This is a genomic window from Allobosea sp. (genome assembly GCF_017308075.1).
Taxonomy (GTDB): Bacteria; Pseudomonadota; Alphaproteobacteria; order Rhizobiales; family Beijerinckiaceae; genus Allobosea.
In genome coordinates this window covers 187632-208229 of the sequence record NZ_JAFKFX010000024.1, presented here as the reverse complement: position 1 = coordinate 208229, position 20598 = coordinate 187632, and the positions used below count along the sequence as shown (strand labels likewise).

20 protein-coding genes and 1 tRNA gene are annotated in these 20598 nt (G+C 67.9%); 1 reads left to right on the top strand and 20 read right to left on the bottom strand.

What is annotated here, in order from left to right:
* Nucleotides 1-34: 34 nt before the first annotated feature.
* The 20 genes from J0J10_RS04285 to J0J10_RS04195 all read right to left on the bottom strand — a co-directional run bounded on the left by J0J10_RS04285 (nucleotide 35) and on the right by J0J10_RS04195 (nucleotide 18999).
* Complete coding sequence (locus J0J10_RS04285; RefSeq protein ID WP_291645423.1) at nucleotides 35-898, bottom strand: sulfurtransferase; 864 nt, start codon at nucleotides 896-898, stop codon at nucleotides 35-37.
* Nucleotides 895-1332 (bottom strand): OsmC family protein, encoded by a 438-nt coding sequence (locus J0J10_RS04280; RefSeq protein ID WP_291645422.1) that lies wholly within the window; start codon nucleotides 1330-1332, stop codon nucleotides 895-897. Before J0J10_RS04280 ends, J0J10_RS04285 begins: the two co-directional genes overlap by 4 nt.
* Nucleotides 1333-1395: 63 nt before the next feature.
* A complete protein-coding gene (locus tag J0J10_RS04275) occupies nucleotides 1396-2442 on the bottom strand; it encodes a sulfate/molybdate ABC transporter ATP-binding protein (RefSeq protein WP_291645421.1) in 1047 nt (348 codons plus the stop codon).
* A gap of 11 nt (nucleotides 2443-2453) precedes the next feature.
* On the bottom strand, nucleotides 2454-3347 hold the full coding sequence (cysW, locus tag J0J10_RS04270; RefSeq protein WP_291645420.1) for a sulfate ABC transporter permease subunit CysW: 894 nt from the start codon (nucleotides 3345-3347) through the stop codon (nucleotides 2454-2456).
* The gene (cysT, locus tag J0J10_RS04265; protein ID WP_291645419.1) at nucleotides 3340-4185 is read right to left on the bottom strand and encodes a sulfate ABC transporter permease subunit CysT; all 846 of its coding nucleotides are present in this window, start codon (nucleotides 4183-4185) and stop codon (nucleotides 3340-3342) included. The genes cysW and cysT overlap by 8 nt, the downstream gene beginning before the upstream one ends.
* 3 nt (nucleotides 4186-4188) lie before the next feature.
* A complete protein-coding gene (locus tag J0J10_RS04260; protein WP_291645418.1) occupies nucleotides 4189-5229 on the bottom strand; it encodes a sulfate ABC transporter substrate-binding protein in 1041 nt (346 codons plus the stop codon).
* A gap of 162 nt (nucleotides 5230-5391) precedes the next feature.
* Nucleotides 5392-6846 (bottom strand): siroheme synthase CysG, encoded by a 1455-nt coding sequence (cysG, locus tag J0J10_RS04255; protein WP_291645417.1) that lies wholly within the window; start codon nucleotides 6844-6846, stop codon nucleotides 5392-5394.
* Complete coding sequence (locus J0J10_RS04250) at nucleotides 6843-7010, bottom strand: hypothetical protein (RefSeq protein ID WP_291645416.1); 168 nt, start codon at nucleotides 7008-7010, stop codon at nucleotides 6843-6845. Before J0J10_RS04250 ends, cysG begins: the two co-directional genes overlap by 4 nt.
* Before the next feature lie 77 nt (nucleotides 7011-7087).
* Nucleotides 7088-7600 carry a DUF934 domain-containing protein gene (locus tag J0J10_RS04245; RefSeq protein ID WP_291645415.1) on the bottom strand — a complete coding sequence of 171 codons (513 nt, stop codon included), beginning with the start codon at nucleotides 7598-7600 and terminating at the stop codon, nucleotides 7088-7090.
* Complete coding sequence (locus tag J0J10_RS04240) at nucleotides 7590-9257, bottom strand: nitrite/sulfite reductase (RefSeq protein WP_291645414.1); 1668 nt, start codon at nucleotides 9255-9257, stop codon at nucleotides 7590-7592. The genes J0J10_RS04245 and J0J10_RS04240 overlap by 11 nt, the downstream gene beginning before the upstream one ends.
* Before the next feature lie 3 nt (nucleotides 9258-9260).
* Nucleotides 9261-9617 (bottom strand): DUF2849 domain-containing protein, encoded by a 357-nt coding sequence (locus J0J10_RS04235; protein ID WP_291645413.1) that lies wholly within the window; start codon nucleotides 9615-9617, stop codon nucleotides 9261-9263.
* Nucleotides 9618-9839: 222 nt separating this feature from the next.
* Complete coding sequence (locus J0J10_RS04230; RefSeq protein WP_291645412.1) at nucleotides 9840-10535, bottom strand: winged helix-turn-helix domain-containing protein; 696 nt, start codon at nucleotides 10533-10535, stop codon at nucleotides 9840-9842.
* Complete coding sequence (locus J0J10_RS04225) at nucleotides 10532-13258, bottom strand: sensor histidine kinase (RefSeq protein ID WP_291645411.1); 2727 nt, start codon at nucleotides 13256-13258, stop codon at nucleotides 10532-10534. The genes J0J10_RS04230 and J0J10_RS04225 overlap by 4 nt, the downstream gene beginning before the upstream one ends.
* An 86-nt stretch (nucleotides 13259-13344) precedes the next feature.
* Entirely contained in the window at nucleotides 13345-13926 is a 582-nt protein-coding gene (kdpC, locus tag J0J10_RS04220; RefSeq protein WP_291645410.1) for a potassium-transporting ATPase subunit KdpC, read from the bottom strand.
* Nucleotides 13927-13947: 21 nt separating this feature from the next.
* Nucleotides 13948-15984: a potassium-transporting ATPase subunit KdpB gene (gene kdpB, locus J0J10_RS04215; RefSeq protein WP_291645409.1), complete on the bottom strand. Its 2037-nt coding sequence runs from the start codon at nucleotides 15982-15984 to the stop codon at nucleotides 13948-13950.
* A 20-nt stretch (nucleotides 15985-16004) separates the two neighbouring features.
* The gene (kdpA, locus tag J0J10_RS04210; RefSeq protein ID WP_291645408.1) at nucleotides 16005-17714 is read right to left on the bottom strand and encodes a potassium-transporting ATPase subunit KdpA; all 1710 of its coding nucleotides are present in this window, start codon (nucleotides 17712-17714) and stop codon (nucleotides 16005-16007) included.
* Nucleotides 17715-17739: 25 nt separating this feature from the next.
* Entirely contained in the window at nucleotides 17740-17826 is an 87-nt protein-coding gene (gene kdpF / locus J0J10_RS26995; RefSeq protein ID WP_366824912.1) for a K(+)-transporting ATPase subunit F, read from the bottom strand.
* A gap of 306 nt (nucleotides 17827-18132) precedes the next feature.
* Complete coding sequence (locus J0J10_RS04205) at nucleotides 18133-18294, bottom strand: hypothetical protein (protein WP_291641876.1); 162 nt, start codon at nucleotides 18292-18294, stop codon at nucleotides 18133-18135.
* Nucleotides 18295-18435: 141 nt separating this feature from the next.
* Nucleotides 18436-18870: an acyl-CoA thioesterase gene (locus J0J10_RS04200; protein WP_291645407.1), complete on the bottom strand. Its 435-nt coding sequence runs from the start codon at nucleotides 18868-18870 to the stop codon at nucleotides 18436-18438.
* Nucleotides 18871-18909: 39 nt separating this feature from the next.
* Nucleotides 18910-18999, bottom strand: a tRNA-Ser gene (locus J0J10_RS04195).
* 409 nt (nucleotides 19000-19408) lie between these two features.
* Between J0J10_RS04195 and J0J10_RS04190 the strand changes: the two genes are divergently transcribed.
* The gene (locus J0J10_RS04190) at nucleotides 19409-20563 is read left to right on the top strand and encodes a septal ring lytic transglycosylase RlpA family protein (protein WP_291645406.1); all 1155 of its coding nucleotides are present in this window, start codon (nucleotides 19409-19411) and stop codon (nucleotides 20561-20563) included.
* Nucleotides 20564-20598: the final 35 nt, after the last annotated feature.

Genomic DNA, 20598 nt, shown 5'->3' with positions numbered 1-20598 from the left:
CCGCGTGAATGGTGTCGGCCTCGCCCCAAACGCCTTAGCCGGCCGCGGTTGCGACCGGCCGCTCGGGATCCTGGGTCCAGTCGGTCATCGAGCCGTCATAGAGCGAGACCTCGTCGCGACCGAGCACCTCGGAGAGCACAAACCAGTTCAGAGCCGCCGTGTGGCCGGTGTTGCAATAGGAGATCGCCGGACCGCCGGGCACGGATCCATAGAGCGCGCCGAGATCGTCCCGCGACTTGAGCTTGCCGGTGACCGTATCGAAGGCCGCCGCATAGTCGCGCGAGACCGCGCCCGGGATATGGCCGGCGCGCGTCGCCTCGGCCGCCTTTTCGCGACCGTCGAAATAACTGGCGGCGCGCGCATCGACCAAGGTCGCGAGCTTGCCGCGTGCGGCGACGAAGGTCGCATCCGCCGTGCTGCGCAGTTCCTGCTTCACGACCACGGGATAAGGCTCGGCCGGCCTGGGCTGCGACGGACCGGTCGCGACCTGGCGCTCCGGGGCGGCCTGCCAACCCTTGAAGCCGCCATCGAGAATCGCCTGCTGGCCATGGCCGATCAGCTTCAGCGTCCAGTAGACGCGCGCCGCCGCAGCGAGATCGGTGGCGGCGAGGCCGGCCGGAACGATCACGACCCGGCTTTCCGGCCGGGTGCCGAGCCTGCCGGCAAGGGCGGCGAGATGGTCGAGCGGCGGCAGCATGCCGGGCGCATTGCCGATCCTGGCGCGCCAGCCATCGGCGGCATAGTCGCTGTGCACCGCTCCGGGGATGTGGCCGGCCTCGAACGCTGCCCGGCCGCCTTCGGCCGTGCTGCGGATGTCGAGGATGACGAGGTCGCTTCGGCCGAGAGAGGCCTGCAGGATCTCGGGCGAAACCAGTCCGGATACGGGGAAATCGCTCATTCGGCTGCCACCTGCTTCAACTCGTCGATAACCTCGAGCGAGGCGCTCATTTCCGCGGTCGCGCCGAGCATGATCGAAGCCGAGCAGTATTTTTCCTTCGACAATGCGACGGCACGCTCGGCCTTGGCCGGGGAGAGGCCGCGCCCGCTGATCCGATAGGAGATATGGATCCTGGTGAAGACCTTGGGATCTTCCGCCGCGCGCTGCGCCTCGACCTCGACCTCGCAGCCGGTGACGTTCTCGCGGCCCTTCTTGAGGATCTGCACCACGTCGAAACCGGTGCAGCCGGCGAGCCCGATGAGCAGCATCTCCATTGGGCGGATGCCGATATTGCGGCCGCCATATTCAGGGGCGCCGTCCATGACCACGGCGTGACCGCTGCCGGCCTCACCCATGAAGGCCATGCCCTCGACCCATTTTGCGCGCGCTTTCATCGCCATCTCCTTCGGCCTGGTTCGCTATCGGAATAGCCCGGCGCGGCGCGCGAAGCGAGAGGGTCAGGCCGCAGCGAACAGGCTGCCATGCGAGATGCGCAGCCGCACGCGCTCGCCGATCGCCGGGGCGACCTGGCTGGCGAGATCGACGTCGAGGCGTTTCGGCAGGCCCTCGACGGCGACCTCGGCGCGGCGCAGCGGTCCGTTGCGACGCAGATGCTCGACGATGCCGGGCAAGGCGAGCGGCGCATCGTCGACGATGCGCAGATGCTGCGGACGGACATAGAGCGAGGCCGGGCCGCTCTTGTTCTGGGAAAGACCACCGAGCACCGGCCGATCGCGGAAGAAGGCTTGGCTGCCGACGACCTTGACCGGCAGATGGTTGGCGTCGCCGAGGAATTCGCAGACGAAAGGTGTCGCCGGATGGTCGTAGACATCGTCGGGCGAGCCGACCTGTTCGAGCCGGCCATCGCTCAGGATCGCGACACGGTCGGCGAGTTCGAGCGCCTCTTCCTGGTCGTGGGTGACGAAGACGGTGGTGTGGCCGGTGCGCTGATGCAATTGGCGCAGCCAGGCGCGCAATTCCTTGCGGACCTTGGCGTCGAGCGCGCCGAAAGGCTCGTCGAGCAGCAGCACGCGCGGTTCGATGGCGAGGGCGCGGGCAAGGGCGACGCGCTGGCGCTGGCCACCCGAAAGCTGGCTCGGATAGCGTTTCTCCAGCCCGGGAAGCTGGATCAGTTCGAGCAGTTCGGAGACGCGGCGGCGAATCTCGGCCGGCTCCGGCCGCTCGCCGCGCGGGCGCGATTTCAGCCCGAAGGCAACGTTCTCAGCCACGGTCATGGTCTTGAACAGCGCGTAGTGCTGGAAGACGAAGCCGATGCGCCGGTCGCGCAGGGAGAGATCGCGGGTGTCGGTGCCGCCAAAGAGCACACGCCCGCGCTCGGCCTGCTCCAGCCCGGCGATGACGCGCAGCAGCGTGGTCTTGCCCGAGCCGGAAGGGCCGAGCAGGGCGACAAGTTCGCCGGGCTGAATGTCGAGCGAGACGCCGCGCAGGGCAGGGAAGTTCTGGAAGCGCTTCTCGACGGTTTCGATGGTGACGGCGACGGACATGGGACGAGCTCTCAATGACGTCGGCTGGCGGCGATCGCGTCGGCGAAATGCCATTCCAGCAGGGTTTTCAGGGCGAGCGTGACGAGGGCCAGGCCCGCCAGCAGCGAAGCGACGGCGAAGGCGGCGGCGCCCATGTATTCATTATAGAGGATCTCGACATGCAGCGGCATGGTGTTGGTCAGGCCGCGGATCTTGCCGGAAACCACGGCAACGGCGCCGAATTCGCCCATCGCACGGGCGTTGCAGAGCAGGACGCCGTAGAACAGGCTCCATTTCACATTTGGCAGCGTCACGGTCAGGAAGGTGCGCCAGGGCGACGCGCCGAGCGTCAGCGCCGTCTCCTCCTCGGCCGAGCCGAGCGACTGCATGTGCGGGATGAGCTCGCGGGCGACGAAGGGGAAGGTGACGAAGATCGTCGCCAGCACGATACCGGGCAAGGCGAAGACGATCTGGATGTCGTTCGCCTTCAGCCAGGGGCCGAAATAGCCCTGGGCTCCGAAGAGCAGCACGAAGACCAGGCCCGAGATCACCGGTGAGACCGAGAAGGGCAGGTCGATGAAGCTGGTCAGCAGGCTCTTGCCGCGGAACTCGAACTTGGCGATCGCCCAGGCGGCAGCGATGCCGATGACGATGTTGAAGGGCACCGCGATCGCGGCGACGAGCAGCGTCAGGCGGATGGCGGCGAGCGCGTCGGGCTCGAGGATGGCTTCGCGATAGGCCTGCCAGCCCCGTGCACCGGCTTCGACGAAGACCGTGATCAGCGGCAGGAAGAGGAACAGGCAGAGGAAGGCCAGGGAAATCGCGACCAGCAGCCATTGCACCAGCCGGGATTCGCCGGAGATGCGCCTCGCAGCACGGACGGGCTCGAGGTCTTCCGCCTGAAGGGGGAGGCTCGCATCAGACATTGCCGAACCTCCTTCGAGCGCGGGCCTGGACGAGATTGACCAGCAGGATCAGGGCGAAGGACAGCAGCAGCATCAGGGTGGCGACCACGGCCGCGCCGGCATAGTCGAACTGCTCCAGCCGGATCACGATCAGCAGCGGCGCGATCTCCGAGACCATCGGCACATTGCCGGCGATGAAGATCACCGAACCGTATTCGCCGACAGCCCGGGCGAAGGCGAGCACGAAGCCGGTCATCAGCGCCGGCAGGACCGGCGGCAGCAGCACCTGGAAGACGGTGCGCCAGCGGCTGGCGCCGAGCAGAGCCGCGGCCTCCTCGATATCCGCCGGCAGCTCCTCCAGAACGGGCTGGACGGTGCGCACGACGAAGGGCAGGCCGATGAAGATCAGCGCCACCATCGCGCCGAGCGGCGTGTAGGCGACCTTGATGTCGTAAGGCGCGAGCAGGCCGCCGACCCAGCCATTGGGCGCGTAGATCGCCGCCAGCGCGATACCGGCGACGGCGGTCGGCAGAGCGAAGGGCAGGTCGACCGCGGCGTCGATCAGGCGCCGGCCCGGAAACTCGTAGCGCACCAGAACCCAGGCCAGGATCAACCCGAACACGGCGTTGACCGTGGCGGCAAAGAGCGCGCCGAAGAAGGAGAGGCGCAGTGCCGCGAGCGTCCGCGGCGAGGTCGCGACGGCCCAGATGTCGGCCGGGCCGGCGCTCGCCGCCTTCAGGAACAGCGCGGCGAGCGGGATCAGGACGATCAGCGACAGCGCCGTCAGCGTGATGCCGAGCGCCAGGCCGAAGCCGGGCAGGACACTGGGCTCACGCCAGCGGGAGACCGTCGCGCTCATGGTTCAGCGCGTCGGCTTGTAGAGCTGGTCGAAGGTGCCGCCATCGCCGAAATGGGCGGGCTGCGCCTTGGACCAGCCACCGAAGGCGGCATCGATGGTGATGAGCTCGACCTTCGGGAACTTGGCGATGTCCTTGGGATCGGCGGCCTCGGGATTGCGCGGGCGATAATGATGCTTGGCGATGATCGCCTGCCCCTTCGGCGTGTAGAGGAAGTCGAGATAGGCCTGCGCTTCGGCCCGCGTGCCCTTGGCGTCGACATTACCGTCGACCACCGTCACCGGCGGCTCGGCAAGGATCGAGAGCGAGGGTACGACGATGTCGAACTTGTCCGCGCCGAACTCCTTCAGCGCCAGGAAGGCCTCGTTCTCCCAGGACAGGAAGACGTCGCCGATACCGCGCTGGGTGAAGGTCGTGGTCGCGCCGCGCGCGCCGGTGTCGAGCACCGGAACGTTCGCCAGGAGCTTGGCGATGTAGTCGCGGATCTTGGCCTCGTCCTTGTTGAAGGCCTTCTCGGCATAGGCCCAGGCGGCGAGATAGTTCCAGCGTGCGCCGCCCGAGGTCTTCGGGTTCGGCGTGATGATCTGGACGCCCGGCTTCACCAGATCGCCCCAGTCCTTGATCGCCTTCGGATTGCCCTTGCGGACCAGGAAGACGATGGTCGAGGTATAGGGCGAGGAGTTGTGCGGCAGGCGCGACTGCCAGTTCTCCGGCAGTTTCTTGGAGCGCTGCGCCACGGCGTCGATGTCGCCGGCGAGCGCCAGCGTCAGCACGTCGGCATTGAGGCCGTCGATGACCGTGCGGGCCTGCGCGCCGGAGCCGCCATGCGATTGCCGGATCGTCCGGATCGTCTTCTGCTGATTCCTGGCGTTCCAATCGGCGATGAACGCCGCATTGATCTCGCGATAGAGTTCGCGGGTCGGGTCATAGGAGACGTTGAGCAGCTCGGTCTGGGCGCGGACACCGGTCACGAGCCCGAAGCAGAGCGAGAAGGCGCCGAGCGTCAATCCGGCGTGAAGCAGATGGCGAAGTCTCTGTCGCGTCATGTCAGTGCTCCGTATTGAACGGCCCGGGGAGGGAAAGACCGTTCGAAATAACAAACGAAACGTACTGAATTAGCGGCATGCACTCAACCGCGTGTGGCAGTAGAGCCTTTCCAAACATCGATCGCCAGAGAGAAAACGCCTCTCCGGCCGATCGGTTCAATCTCAGGCGCGAGCCTGCTGGCGAATGGCAGCCGACACGGCCGCGCCCATGGCGTGGCCGATGATCACGAGGACCGGCCCCTTGCTCGGCAGCTCGCCGAGGCGCTCGGGCAGATCGGCGACCGTGCCGGAGACACGTGCCTCGTCCGGGCGCGTCGCCCCGAAGATCGCGATGGCCGGCGTCGCCGGATCGATTCCGGCGGCGAGCGCGCCGTCGCGGAAGGCGGCGAGGGTGGCCCGCGCCATGTAGACCACCGTCGTGGCGACCGGGTCGGCCATCGCGGCCCAGTCGATATCCCTGGGCAGTTGCCCGTCGCGGGCATGGCCGGTGACGAATTGTAGCCGTCTTGCGTGGTCGCGATGGGTCAGCGACAGGCCGAGCGACGCGGCTGCGCCCTGAGCGGCCGAGATGCCAGGCACGATCGCGACTGGAATGCCGGCCTGGGCGCAGGCTTCGATCTCCTCGCCGGCGCGACCGAAGATGCCGGGGTCGCCGCCCTTCAGCCGGACGACATGCTTGCCCTGGCCGGCGAGCGCCACCAGCATGGCGTTGATGTCGTCCTGTTTCACGGACGGGCCGTAGCCCTGCTTGCCGACCAGCAGCCGCTTGGCCTCGCGCCGGGCGAGTTCCAGCACATCGGTGGAAACGAGGTCGTCGTAGAGAATGATGTCGGCGCTCTGCAAAGCGCGGATCGCCTTCAGCGTCAGCAATTCGGGATCGCCGGGGCCTGCACCGACCAGGGTTACGCGCCCACCTGCCGAACCCGACGCCTCGATCTGGTCGAGCGTGCTGCGCAGGCTGGCATGATCACCGGCATCCGGCCGGCGCTGCGGCTCGCCGAAGGCAAGACTGGTGAAGCTCTCCCAGAAGGAGCGGCGCGCGGGAAAGGCGAGCTCGCGCTCCTGCACGGCCGGGCGCCAGTCCTTGGCGGCCTGGGCCCAGTGCTTCAGCCCGGCCGGCAGCAACGCCTCGATCTTGGCGCGAATCGCCTGGCCGAAGACGGGAGCGGCGCCGTCGGTCGAGATCGCCACGACCAGAGGCGAACGGTTGACCAGCGAGCCGAAGGCGAAATCGCAGAATTCCGGCTTGTCGACGAGATTGACGGGAACGCCGAGCTGGCGTGCGGCGGCGGCGAAGGCCTTCGCCTCTTCGACCGCGTCGATATCGGCGATGGCGAGCGTCGCCCCGTCGAGATCGGCAGCTTGCCAGTTGCGCGCGAGGACTTCGACCGTGCCGGATGGCGGATCGGCGGCGAGTTCTGCGAACATCTCGGCGCTGCCGCCTGCGAGGATCAGAAGGTTGCAGCCGGCGGAAGCCAGCAGCTCCGCCTTCCAGAGCGCACCCTCGCTTGAACCGGCCAGCACGACCTTGCGCCCGTCCAGCTTGTGGAACAGCGGCAGCGTCGCGAGCCGCTCGATGCGGCGCGGGGCGGTCGGGCGCGGGGCTCTGTCGGTCATCTTGGCGTCACTGCTGCTTTCACGTCCGGCGGCCCTTGCGTCTCGCTGCTCGGCGGCATGAACAGCCAAAGCCCGGCGAGCGCAAGGATGATAAGGCGGAAGCAAAGATCGAACCAGCGTTCGCGGGGGCTGGACTCCAGCTGGTCGAGGGCGCTCGTCAGCATGGCTTCCTCCCAATGATCGTCGCTATGGCGATCGGCCGGCCGCAGTTCATGCTGCTGCGCCGCGCTCCTCATCGCCGTCAGCCCGCCGCCTGCGCCAGGCGCTTCGCCCGGCGCTGGTCGAGGATGCTGCCGCCGTCGCCATAGCCGCGCTGATAGCGCGCGCCGACATGGCCTAGCGCCCGCTGCCATTGCTCCGCCGGCTGGCGCCCGGCGCTGGAGGCCGGCAGCGCGATCTCGTCGAAGCCGCAGAACAGCGCATAGGCGAACTGGTCGACGATCAGCGGACCGCTGGCGCGCAGCCTGCCGGTGAAGCCGGCACGCCGGAGCTGCCTCGCAAGGCTGAAGCCGCGGCCGTCGGAATAGGCGGGAAAGCCGATCGCGATCAACGCAAGCTCCGGCAGCAGCGCCTCGATCTCGGCGATGGCGAGGCTGTTGGGAATCACCACGCCGATCTGCTGGCCCGGCGCCCTGTTGGCGAGAGCTTCCGGCAGCGCCTCCCAAGGGACGAGGGCGAGCGGGATATTGCCGATGGCGGCGCCATCGCTCTGCGTCCAGGGATCGGATGCGGGTCCGTTGCGATCAAGCAGCACGGTCGAGCTCCAGGAAAGCGGCCTTGAAGGGAGCAAGGCCGAGGCGGCGGACATTCTCGATGAAGCTTTCGCCGGCTTGGCGCTGCTCCAGATAGACCGCGACGATGCGCTCGATCGCATCCGGCACCTCCTCGGCCGCGAGGCCGGGACCGAGAATCTCGCCGATCGCCGCATCCTGGGTGGCGTCGCCGCCGAGCGTGATCTGGTAGGATTCGATGCCGCGCTTCTCGAGGCCGAGAATGCCGATATGGCCGACATGGTGGTGGCCGCAGGCGTTGATGCAGCCGGAGATCTTGATGTTGAGCGCGCCGATCTCTTGCTGCCGCGCATCCTCGGCGAAGCGGCGGGCGATGGCCTGGGCGATCGGGATCGAACGCGCCGTCGCGAGTGCGCAATAGTCGAGGCCGGGGCAGGCGATGATGTCGGTGATCAGGCCGATATTGGCGCTCGCGAGCCCGGTTTCCCCGAGGCGCCGCCAGATCGCGAAGAGATCCGACAGCTTCACATGCGGCAGAACGAGGTTCTGCGCATGGGTAACGCGGATCTCCGAGAAGGAGAACTCCTCGGCGAGATCGGCGATGAGCCGCATCTGTTCGCTGGTTGCGTCCCCGGGCGCCTCGCCGACCGTCTTCAGCGAGATCGTCACGGCCGCATAGCCCGGCTGCTTGTGGGCGGTGGTGTTGACCTCGACCCAGCGATCGAAATCGGGATTTCCGGCCCGGGCTGTCTCCAGCGCCGTGCTCGTCTCCGGCAGCGCCCGATAGGCGGGCGGCGCGAAATAGGCGGCGATGCGCGCGACCTCTTCGGGATCGGCATTGATCGAGGGGCCGTCGAGTGCGGCGAACTCCACCTCGACGCGGCGGGTGAACTCCGCGTGGCCGGTCTCGTGGACGAGGATCTTGACCCTGGCCTTGTACTTGTTGTCGCGTCGGCCTTCGAGATTATAGACCCGCATGATCGCCTCGAGATAGGCGAGCAGATCTGCCTTGGGCAGATAGTCGCGCACCACCTTGCCGATCATCGGCGTACGCCCGAGGCCGCCGCCGACGCTGACCTCGTAGCAAGTCTCGTGCGTATCGGGATGGCGGCGGATGCGCAGGCCGATATCATGGGCCTTGATCACCGCCCGGTCCTGCTCGGCGCCGGTCACCGCAATCTTGAACTTGCGCGGCAGGTAGCTGAATTCGGGATGCTGCGACGACCATTGCCGGATCAGTTCGGCAGTCGGGCGCGGATCCTCGATCTCGTCGCGGGCGATGCCGGCAAAATGGTCGGCCGTGACGTTGCGGATGCAGTTGCCGGAGGTCTGGATGCAATGCATCTCGACATCGGCAAGCAGCCCGAGTATCTCGGGCACGTCGCGCAGCTTCGGCCAGTTGAACTGCAGGTTGGTGCGCGTGGTGAAATGGCCGTAGCCGCGGTCGAAGCGCTCGCCGATCAGCGCGAGCTGGCGGAGCTGGCGTGAGGACAGCGTGCCATAGGGAATGGCGATCCGCAGCATGTAGGCATGGAGCTGGAGATAGACGCCGTTCTTCAGCCGCAGCGGTTTGAACTCGTCCTCGGTCAGCGAACCGTCGAGGCGGCGGGCGACCTGATCACTGAACTGCGCCACCCGCTCGCGCACGAAGCGCTCGTCGAATTCGTCGTAACGATACATCTGTCAGGCCCTCTGACCGGAAGGCGCAATGCCTTCGCCGGCCTGCTTGCCGAGATCCCGGCGATTGCTCGGTCCGAGCGTCTTCATCCGCTCGCGATAATGGCGGGGCACCGGACGGCCGGTCTCCGTCTCGACGTCGACGAGATAGGCGTCGACGACGCGCTGAGCTCCGAACTCGACCACGGCGAAGGCTTCCAGGCGCTCGGCGCCGGGATCATCATTGGCGACCAGCGCCAGCGCCGGGTCGCGCGTCCAGGCCAGTGCTGCGCCCGCCGCGGAGGCGAAGACGACATCGCCGTCGCGCAGGTCGTTGGCGAGCAGGATCGCGGGCAAAGCGGGGCGCTTCGCTAAGGCCGCCATCACACGCTCCTGCTGCCCTGGCGGGGCGCGATGCTCTCATTCTCGATCGATTTCGGACTGGACACTGGCGCTCGCTACGTTCGCTATTACGAACGCTGAAAATAAACCGCCGAACGCCCCGCATCAATTCACGTTGGATAGCGTGATTTTTCTTATTTCCGTTCAAATGTGGGAAATTTGTCTTTCGAGCCCTGTGCCGAACGACAGATGGCTTGCCCTTTGTCAGGCGAGACCGCCGAGCCGGTAGCCGACGCCGGGTTCGGTCTCGATCAGCCGGGGGGTCGACGGGTCGTCCTCGAGCTTCTGGCGCAACTGGCCGACGAAAACGCGCAGATATTGCACGTCGTGCTCATGGGCCGGGCCCCAGACGGCGGTCAGGATCTGCTTGTGCGTGAGCACGCGGCCATGGCCGCCGGCAAGGCAGGCGAGCAGGTCGTATTCCTTGGGAGAGAGCTTGACCGGGGCGCCGGCGCGGCTGATCCGGCGGTTGACCAGATCGATCTCGACGCTGCCCGCGACTAGGACCGGCTCGGCGCCCTGACGCTCGATGCGGTGGCGCAGCGCGACGCGCAGGCGCGCCAGCAATTCGCCGACGCCGAACGGTTTCTCGACATAATCGTCGGCACCGGCGTCGAGCGCGTCGATCTTCTCGGTCTCGCGGTCGCGGGCCGAGAGGATGATCACCGGGCCATCATAGAAGGCGCGTGCCTTGGCCAGCGCCTCCTTGCCGTCCATGTCGGGCAGGCCGAGATCGAGCACGACGGCGTCGGGCGGCTTGCGGGCGATCTCGCGCAGGCCGGCCGTGGCATCGTCGGCGCGGATCGGCTCGTAGCCGGCGGCATCGAGGGCAGGGCCGAGAAAGCGATGGATCTGCGGCTCGTCGTCAATGACCAGGATGCGGGGGCGGAAGGCTGTCATGCGTCGGGTTCTCCGCCCGCGATGTCTTTGCGCAGGCTGATCAGGATACGGGTGCCGCCCTTCGAGCCGTCCGGCCGCTCGCGGATCGGGCTGGCGGCGGCGATGCGCCCGCCCATGGCCTCGACGAAACCCTTCGCGATGGCAAGACCGAGGCCGGCGCCCTTGCCGCGCTCGCCACCGCGATCGATCGCCTCCTCGAGCCGGCGGAACTTCTCGAAGACGCGCTCCAGCTCGGCGGTCGGAATGCCGCGGCCTTCGTCTTCGATCGAGATCACGACATTGCCCCGGTCTTCAAAGGCCGCCGTCTCGATCAGCGCGCCATCCTCGCTATAGGTGATGGCGTTTTCGAGGATGTTGACCAGCACCTGTTCGAGCAGGACGGGGTCGGCCCTGACCATGGAGAGCTCGGCCGGGAAATCGCGCAGCGCTCGGCGCTGGCCGAGCCGACGGGAGACGCGGGCCAGCGCTGCCACAATGACGTCGCGGACATCGATCCAGTCCCGCCGAGCCACCAGAGCGCCGCCTTCCAGCTTCGTCATGTCGAGGAGGTCGCCGACATAGCGGTTGAGCCGTTCTGCCTCCTCGCGGATCGAAAGCAGGAGATCGTCGCGCACGGCCGGCTTCATGCCGCTGCCATAGTCGATCAGGGTGGTCGCCGAGCCGAGCACGGTGGCGAGTGGCGTGCGCAGATCATGGCTGACCGAATTGAGCAAAGCCGCGCGCAGGCGGTCGCTGCGGCGCAGCGCCTCGGCATCGACCGCCGCCGCGGCGAGCTCGGCGCGCTCGATCGCGATCGCGCCCTGGTCGAGCAGGGCGAGCGCGAAGCGTTCGTTCTCTGCGGTCGCCAGCGCGCTCGGCTCGAAGCCGACGACCCCGGAGCGCAGGCGCACGCCCTGCAGCGCCCGGAAGGTCCAGCCGGCATTGGGCAGGGTGCCGGTGCCGGCGCCAGCCGGCTCGCCACGATTCCAGGTCCAGCGCGCCGCGGTCATGTCGGCGGTCGAGAGCGGCTCGATCTCTGGCGCTCCGGCAATGGCGGCGATCTCGCCGCCATCGGTCGGCAGCAGAACGACGACCTTGCCGGAGGTCGCGGCCGAGACCTGCTCGGCGAGGATCGCCGCGGCGTCCTCCTTGCGGGCGGCGCCGGAAAGGCGGCGGCTCGCGGCGAGCAAAGCGGTGATGGCCGAGGCGCGTCTTGCCGTCGCAGTCGCCTGGTCGCGGACACGGCCGGTCAGGCTGCCGGTCGTCATCGCGACCGCAAAGAAGACGAGGAAGGTCAGGAGATCGGCCGGGTGACCGATCCAGAAGGAGAGCCGTGGCTGCAGGAAGAAGAAGTTGTAGGCGAAGGCGGCGAGGCCCGCGGCGGTCACGGCCGGCCAGAGCCCGAAGGCGAGGCCTGCGCCGAGCGCTGAGACCATGAACAGCATGGCGAGGTTGGCGTTCTCGACATGCTGGTCGAGCAGGGCGGCGAGGCCGATCGCGGCACCGACCATGGTGACGGCGCCGACATGGCCGCGCCATTGGAACCGCGGCTTCGGGCCCGTGAAAGCGGGCGCCGCGGACGGACCCGAGCCCATCTCGGTGATGATGTGCAGTGCGGCGCCGTTCTGCGCCTTGAGCAGTTCCGGAGCGAGCGAGCGGTGGAACAGCGAACGCCAGCCGCGCCGATGCGACTTGCCGACGACGATCTGGGTGACGTTGTTGCGCCTGGCATAGTCGAGCACCGCGCCGGCGAGATCGTCGCCATTGAGCACGACGCTCGCCCCGCCGAGCTGTTCGGCGAGCTTTAGGGCCTCGATGAGCGGTGCGCCGCGGCCGGGATCGTTATCGGCTCGGTTCGGCCGCTCGACATGGGCAACCGTCCAGGGCGCATCCATCATCATGTCGGAGAGCCGTCTGCCGGCGCGAACCAATGGGCCCGCCATGGCGTCGGGACCGATCAGGACGAGGATACGCTCGCCAGCCGCCCAGGGCCCCTCGACGCCTGCGCGCTTCATCGCCTGGCTGAGCTGGTCGTCGACGGTCTGCGCCGCCCTGCGCAAGGCGAGCTCGCGCAGGGCGGTGAGGTTCTCGGGCTTGAAGAAGTTGCTGGCGGCGAGCCGCGCCGTCTCCGGCAGGTAGACCTTGCCTTCGTCCATGCGCTGGCGCAGCTCGGTCGGCGTGATGTCGATCAGCTCGATCTCGTCGGCGCGGCTGAGCGCGCTGTCGGGGACCGTCTCGCGCTGGCGCACGCCGGTGATCTTCCAGATCACTTCGACCAGGCTTTCGAGATGCTGGACGTTCAGCGTCGTCCAGACATCGATGCCGGCCTGGAGCAGCTCCTCGACATCCTGCCAGCGCTTGGGATGGCGGCTGCCGGGCGCATTGGAATGGGCGTATTCGTCGACCAGCAGCAGACGCGGCTTGCAGGCGAGCGCGGCGTCGAGATCGAACTCCATCAGGATGCGGCCGCGATGCTCGATCGGCCGGCGGGCCATCACTTCGAGCCCTTCGAGCAGGCTTTCCGTCTCGCGGCGGCCATGGGTCTCGACGACGCCGACCAGCACCTCGCCATGCTCGGCCTGGGCCCGCCGCCCCTGCGTCAGCATCTCGTAGGTTTTGCCGACCCCCGGCGCCATACCGAGGAATATCTTCAGCCGGCCGCGCTTGCCGCGACCGGCCGATGACAGCAGGGCGTCAGGGTCGGGCCGGCCCGCCTCACGGAACTGGGATTCGTCGCTGGACATTATCCGGACGTTCTCAACCATCTTTCAGGGTCGCCCCGGGCCGGCGCTCCGCCCGGGACGGCCCAACCTATAGTCTGTTTCTGCTGCTAACGCTGCGGCTGAGGCCAGCGCGCATCGAGCGCCAGATTGACGGCGAGCACGTTGACGCGCGGCTCGCCGAGCACCCCGAAGGTCGAGCCCTCGGTGTTGGCCGCGATCACCGCCAGAACCTCGGCCGGCTGGGCCTTGCGGGCCGCGGCGATGCGCGCCACCTGCCGGGCCGCATAGGCCGGCGAGATATGCGGATCGAGCCCCGAGGCGGAGGTGGTGACCGCGTCGACCGGGATCGGCCCCGCCGCCTCGGCCCGCAGCGCCTCGGCCTCGGCCTTGATGCGCGCCGCGAGATCCTCGTTCAGCGGGCCGAGATTCGAGCCCGAGGAAGAGGAGGCGTCGTAGCCCTCCTTGCCGGCGGCGGAGGGGCGGGGACGTAAGTAGGCCTCGCCCTTGAAGTTCTGGCCGATCCATTGCGAGCCGATGACCACGCCGTTGGCGTTGCGGATCAGCGAGCCGCCGGCCTGGGCCGGAAACAGCGTCTGGGCGAGGCCGGTCACGCCAAGCGGATAGGCGAGGCCGAGCAGGAGGGTGAAGAACACCATCGCGACGATGGCGGGGCGCAGATGCGAGATCATGACTCTTGTCCTTTCCGCGGCTCAGGCCAGACCGAGGGCTGAAACGAGCATGTCGATCAGCTTGATGCCGACGAAGGGCGCGATCAGACCGCCGATGCCGTAGAGGGTGAGGTTGCGCGAGAGCAGCTTGGCCGCACCGATCGCGCGGTAGCGCACGCCGCGCAGGGCCAGCGGGATCAGCGCGACGATGACGAGCGCGTTGAAGATCACCGCCGAGAGGATGGCGCTCTGCGGACTCGACAGGCCCATGACATTGAGCGCCCCCAGAGCCGGCAGCGAGACCACGAACAGCGCCGGGATGATGGCGAAATACTTCGCGACGTCATTGGCGATCGAGAAGGTGGTGAGCGCGCCGCGGGTGATCAGCAATTGCTTGCCGACCTCGACGATCTCCAGGACCTTGGTCGGGTCGCTGTCGAGGTCAACCATGTTGCCGGCCTCGCGCGCGGCCTGGGCGCCGGTCTGCATGGCGACGCCGACATCGGCCTGGGCGAGAGCCGGGGCGTCGTTGGCGCCGTCGCCGCACATGGCGACGAGGCGGCCCTTGGCCTGCTCGGCCCGGATAATGCGCAGCTTGTCCTCGGGTGTGGCCTCGGCGAGGAAATCGTCGACGCCGGCCTCGGACGCGATCGCCGCGGCGGTGACCGGGTTGTCGCCGGTGATCATCACGGTGCGCACGCCCATGCGGCGCAGATCGGCGAAGCGGTCCTTGACGCCCGGCTTCACCACGTCCTTGAGGTGGATGACGCCGGCGAGCGCGCCGTTCTCGCTGACCGCGAGCGGCGTGCCGCCCGAGCGGGCGATGGCGTCGACCGCCTGGCGCAGCTCGGCCGGCACCTGCGCCTCGCTGAGGTCGAGCGTCCGGATCACCGCGTCCACCGCGCCCTTGCGCCAGGATTTGCCATCGGAATCGAGGCCGGACTGACGCGTCGTCGCGCTGAACGGGATGGCGTTGGCACCGTGCGGAATCTCGGCGGTGACGCCGAGACTGCGGGCGAGGTCGACGATCGAGCGGCCTTCCGGCGTCTCGTCGGCGAGCGAGGCCATCAGGGCGGCGCGCAGGGCCGCTTCCGGACGCATGCCGGGAGCGGGAACAACCTCGACCGCCATGCGATTGCCGAAGGTGATGGTGCCGGTCTTGTCGAGCAGCAGCGTGTCGACATCGCCGGCGGCCTCGACGGCGCGGCCGGAGGTGGCGAGCACGTTGACCTTGAGCAGCCGGTCCATGCCGGCGATGCCGACGGCGCTCAGCAAGCCGCCTATGGTGGTCGGGATCAGGGTGACGAAGAGGGCACCGAGCACCATCGGGTCGAGCGAGACGCCGGAGAAGGCGCCGAGCCCGGTCAGCGTCACCACTGCGATCAGGAAGACCAGGGTCAGGCCGGCGAGCAGCACGGCGAGCGCCAGCTCGTTCGGGGTCTTGCGCCGGTCGGCGCCCTCGACCATCGCGATCATCCGGTCGAGGAAGGACGAGCCCGGCCGCGAGGTGACCCGGACCTTGATCCAGTCCGAAACCACGGTGGTGCCGCCGGTGACGGCCGAGCGGTCGCCGCCGCTCTCGCGGATCACCGGGGCGGATTCGCCGGTGATGGCGGCCTCGTTGACCGAGGCGACGCCCTCGACGATCTCGCCATCGGCCGGGATGACGTCGCCGGCCTCGACCAGGACGATGTCGTCCGGCGCGAGCTCATGCGCCGGCGTCGGGATGATCGCGTTGCGCGAGGCGTCGATGATCAGCTTGGCCTTGGTGGTGACGCGGGTGGCGCGCAGCGCATCCGCCGCCGCCTTGCCGCGCCCCTCGGCGATCGCTTCGGCGAAATTGGCGAAGATCACGGTCAGCCAGAGCCAGGCGGCGATCTGGACGGCGAAGCCGGCGGGCTGGCCACCGGCGATGGCGACCACGGCCGAGACCGTGGCCAGCACGGCCACGACTTCGGTGGCGAGGATCACCGGATTGCCGGCAAGCGCGCGCGGGTCGAGCTTGGTGAAGGCGCTCTTCAGGGCAGCGAGGATCACGGCCTGGTCGAAGGCGCCGGATCTGGCGAGAGAGAAAGACATGAGTGCGTTCTTTCGTTGGCTCAGCGAGCGGCCGCAAGCACCTGGAAGTGCTCGACGATCGGCCCGAGCGCGAGCGCGGGGAAAAATTGCAGGCCGCCCAGGATCAGGATGATTCCGATGAGCAGGCCGACGAAGAGCGGGCTGTCGCTCGGCAGCGTCCCGGCGGTCGGCTTGAGCTTCGGCTTGGCGGCTATGGCGCCCGCCAGGGCGATCACCGGGACCATGTAGGCGAAGCGGCCGAGCAGCATGGCGATGCCGAGGGTGGTGTTCCACCAGGGCGCATTGGCGGTCAGCCCCGCATAGGCCGAGCCGTTGTTCCCTGTCGCCGAGGAATAGGCATAGAGGATCTCCGTGAGCCCGCGCGGCCCCTTGTTCAGCAGCCCTTCCAGCGCGACCGGCAGTACGGCCGAGATCGCCGAGAAGCCGAGAATGGAGAGCGGCAGGATCAGCACCGCCAGCATGGCGAACTTGATCTCGCGCGCCTCAACCTTCTTGCCGAGATATTCCGGGGTACGCCCGACCATGAGCCCGGCGACGAAGACCGAGAGCAGAGCCATCACCACCATGCCGTAGAGGCCCGAGCCGGCTCCACCGGGCACGATTTCGCCGAGCTGCATCAGGAACATCGCGACGCCGCCGCCGAGCGGCATGTAGGAGGCGTGCATCGAATTCACCGAGCCGTTCGCGGTGCCGGTGGTCTGGGCGGCCCACACGGCGGAGGCGGCAGCGCCGAAGCGCACTTCCTTGCCTTCCATATTGGCGGGCGCGTCGGTGATGCCCGCTGCGACCATGGCTGGCTGCGGCGTCAGCGTCTCCGCGGCATAGATCGCGGCAGCGCCAAGGCTGAGAAGGATCACCATCGCCGCGATCAGCGCGCGCGCCTCCTTGCGGGCGCCGGCGACACGCCCGAAGGCGACGACGGTGGCGAAGGCGATCGCATTCAGCGAGACGACCTCGATCAGATTGGTCAGCGGCGTCGGATTCTCGAACGGATGCGCCGAGTTGACGTTGAACAGACCGCCGCCATTGGTGCCCCATTGCTTGATCGCCTCCTGGCTGGCGACCGGGAAGAGCGCGATGATCTGGTCGGCGCCCTCCAGCGTCTTGGCCGTGACATTGGCGAGCAGGCTCTGCGGCACGCCCGCGGCAACGAGTGCGAGCGCGGTGACGATCGAGACCGGCAACAGCACGTAGAGCGTGCTGCGGGTGAGATCGACCCAGAAATTGCCGAGCGTTTCGCCGCGGTCGGCGGCAAAGGCGCGTGCCATGGCCGCCGCCACCGAGAGACCGACCGCGCCCGAGACGAAGTTCTGCACGGTGAGGCCCAGCATCTGGCTGAGGCTGCTGACCGTCGTCTCGCCGCCATAGGACTGCCAGTTCGTGTTGGTGACGAAGCTGACGGCTGTGTTGAAGGCGAGATGCGGCGACAGCCCGTCGAAGCCCTGTGGGTTCAACGGCAACTGCCCCTGCAAGCGCAGGATAGCGTAGAGCAGCGCGAAACCTGCGGCGCTGAAGGCGAGCACCGCGCCGGCATAGCCGAGCCAACCATGCCCCTTGTTCCGGTCGACGCCGAGCGCCGCGTAGAACCCGGCCTCGACCGGCTTCAGCACCGGATCGAGAACGGTGCGCTCGCCTGTCCAGACGCGCGCCATATAGATACCGAGTGGCCAGCCCACGGCCACCGTCAACGCGATCGTAAAGACGATCTCGGCCCAGCCCCGCCAATCCATGCGAGGTCTCCTTTATTATTCGAGTTCAGAAGCGGTCGGGGCGCAGCAGCGCGGCGACCATGTAGACCGCGAGCCCGATGGCCGCGGCGGCGTAGAGAAGGGTGAGCGCCATGGTCGTCAGACCTTGCGCAGCAGCGCCGCATAGAGGCCGAAAAGCGCGAAGGCTCCGGTCCCAAGCGCGAAGAAAAAGATGTCGGCCATATCTGTCTCCAGCCTGTGTTTCAGACCGGAGATGTGGGGGCGGGCAGGGTAAGCGTTCGAGCGGGAAGGGCAGGGAGGGGCATAAGGGCCGCGTAAAGACCTGCCGCGCGTAGAGGGGCCTGCCAAGAGCCAAAGGAGCCCGGCTGCGCGGCGCGCAGGAGTCACGCCGAACAGGCAGGCGGTCAGATCCGGTCAGAGGAGCGCTTGTGGAGGTTGCTCAGCTCGACGCTTCGAGACCGGCCGTGGTGATGAAGGCCGAAATGGCGAGGCCGGCCCAGAAGAGTTCGTTGAGAATGCCCTGCAGCGGCACGGCCCCCATGGTCACGGTTGAAAGGCCGCCGGCCAGGAACAGCGCCGAGACCGCAACAAGGCTGCTCATGATGTCCTCCCGCATTTTGGCTTCGAACGCGGCGAGGGCGATTCGGTTCCTTCCATTCGATACGGTGTCGAGCAATTTGTATTGATCGAGCTCCGGCCTGACAGCAGGATCTGTGATGTCTCGGGCTGCGCGTGACTGATGTCAGGGCGCTGGGGAATTTGGCATCAGCGTGAGCAGCCGCTCGCGCACAGCGTCGGAGAAGGGCCGCGACTTTCGTGTCGTTTCGTCCACCAGGACGATCACCGTGACTGCGCTGGCCGCGCAGCGCCCGGCCTGAAAGATCGCCTGCTCGAGCCGAACCGAGCTGCGGCCGACCGAAGCGACACGCAGCCCACTCTCGACCTCGCCGGGCCAGAGCAGTTCCGCCCGGAAATCGACTTCCAGCCGGGCGATGACGAAGGCCGTTCCGGGCTCGGCCAAAGGATGTTCCGGATCGTAGATCAGCTCGACGCGGCCTGTTTCGAACAGGGTCGAGAATACCGCGTTGTTGACGTGCCCCTGCCGGTCCGTATCGCCGTAGCGAAGCTTGTCACGGGTTCGGAGCGGATACTCGGCGAGGGGGATTTCGACAGACAAGGCGGCCTCCGGTCGCGGCCGGAAGCTTGCCGCCGGCGCTGGCGGAAGGGGTGGGATTCGAACCCACGGTGGGCTTCCACCCACGGCGGTTTTCAAGACCGCTGCCTTAAACCACTCGGCCACCCTTCCGGTGTGACCGTCATTGCCGCCGGTTGCGACGTTTTGCAAGCGCCCTGCGGCCCTGCGCCGCCGAAAGGGCGCGCTCCGGAACGGCAGTCGGCTCGAAAAACCATGCCTGTCAGTAGCTTACGCAATCTCACGACGCCGCGCGCTCGTTTGGAGGTCGCGTCGAGAGCGTCGTTGCATCGAGGCCACGCCGGCCCGAAAAATGGCGGAGAGATGGAGGCGGGTTGACAGCTGCCGCATTTCCGACACCTTTGTGCCCGCCCAAAGGGGGCAGCTGGGCTTTTGTTAACGGTGTCGCCTGCGCGCTTCGCCGCCTTAACGATCCCTTAATTGAATCGGCCGAAAGCTGGCGTATCGCTGCGATCTCGCGGCGAGCGTAGTGCTGTTTTTGGCGAACCGCAGGAATTTGGGCATGATGGGACGCGCGAGCTCTTCGGCACCGGTGGCAGCCAGCGCCAATGAAGCCCGCGACAACTCCCGTTCCCGCACCCCGTTGATCAAGACGGCTGCCCGCCTCGGTTGCGTCATGGTGGCCGGCGTCTTCCTTGCCAATTGCGCCAATGACGGCGTCGCCCGCCGCGGCAAGTCGAAGGAGATCGGCGCCTTCCCGTCCTCGAAATACGGCCCCGCCAGCGCCCGCGTCGTCCAGGAAGGCCAACCGGTCCCGAAGGGTGGTGGGCGCCAGCTGATCGGCCGCAGCTATACCGTCGCCGGCAAGCGCTACACGCCTTACGACAAGCCGGTCGGCCATACGCTGGTCGGCACCGCCTCCTGGTATGGCGAGGCCTTCCACGGCCGCCGCACCGCCAATGGCGAAATCTATGACCGCTACGCCATCAGCGCCGCGCATCCGACCATGCCGCTGCCGGCCTATGCCCGCGTGACCAACGTGGCCAATAATCGCTCCATCATCGTGCGCGTCAACGACCGCGGCCCGTTCCATGGCGGCCGCCTCATGGACGTGTCGCAACGCACGGCCGACGCGCTCGCCTTCCGCCATCTCGGCACGGCGCGCGTCAAGGTCGAGTATCTCGGCCAGGCCTCGCTCGGCGGCTCCGACGACAAGCTGCTGCTCGCATCGCTTCGTACCGACGGCCAGCCGGCCTCGATCCCCGGTCAGAGCTCGCGCAGCCTCGTCGCCGGCAATACGCAGGTCGATTCCAGCTCCGATTCAGAAGAACAACGCCCGCAGCCGGCTCCGGTTCCCGTCCGGGCGGCGCCGGCCTCGCAGCCCGTGGTTCAGGCCTACGCCGAGCAACCGCAGCGCGCGCCGCTCCAGAGCCCGATCCAGGTCTCGACCGTCAGCACCGCGGGCGACGGCGTTCCGATGCGTGGTGTCAGGCTGCCGCCCGAGCGCCCGTTCGATCTCGACACCATCGCCAACGCCAGCAAGCCTGTCCCGGTTCTGCGGCCGGCCGTCATGACCTCCGCGTCGGCTACACCGCGGACCAGCGTCGCCAGCCTCTTCGCCGCCCCGGAAAAGGCGCCGTCGGCGCGCTTCGCCGCCGGCCACCCGCTGGCTTCCGGCGTCAAGCCGCAGATTCTCCAGCCGCTTGCGCGGAATTGATCCGCGCCGGGCTTGACCGCCCGCACGGCGCCATC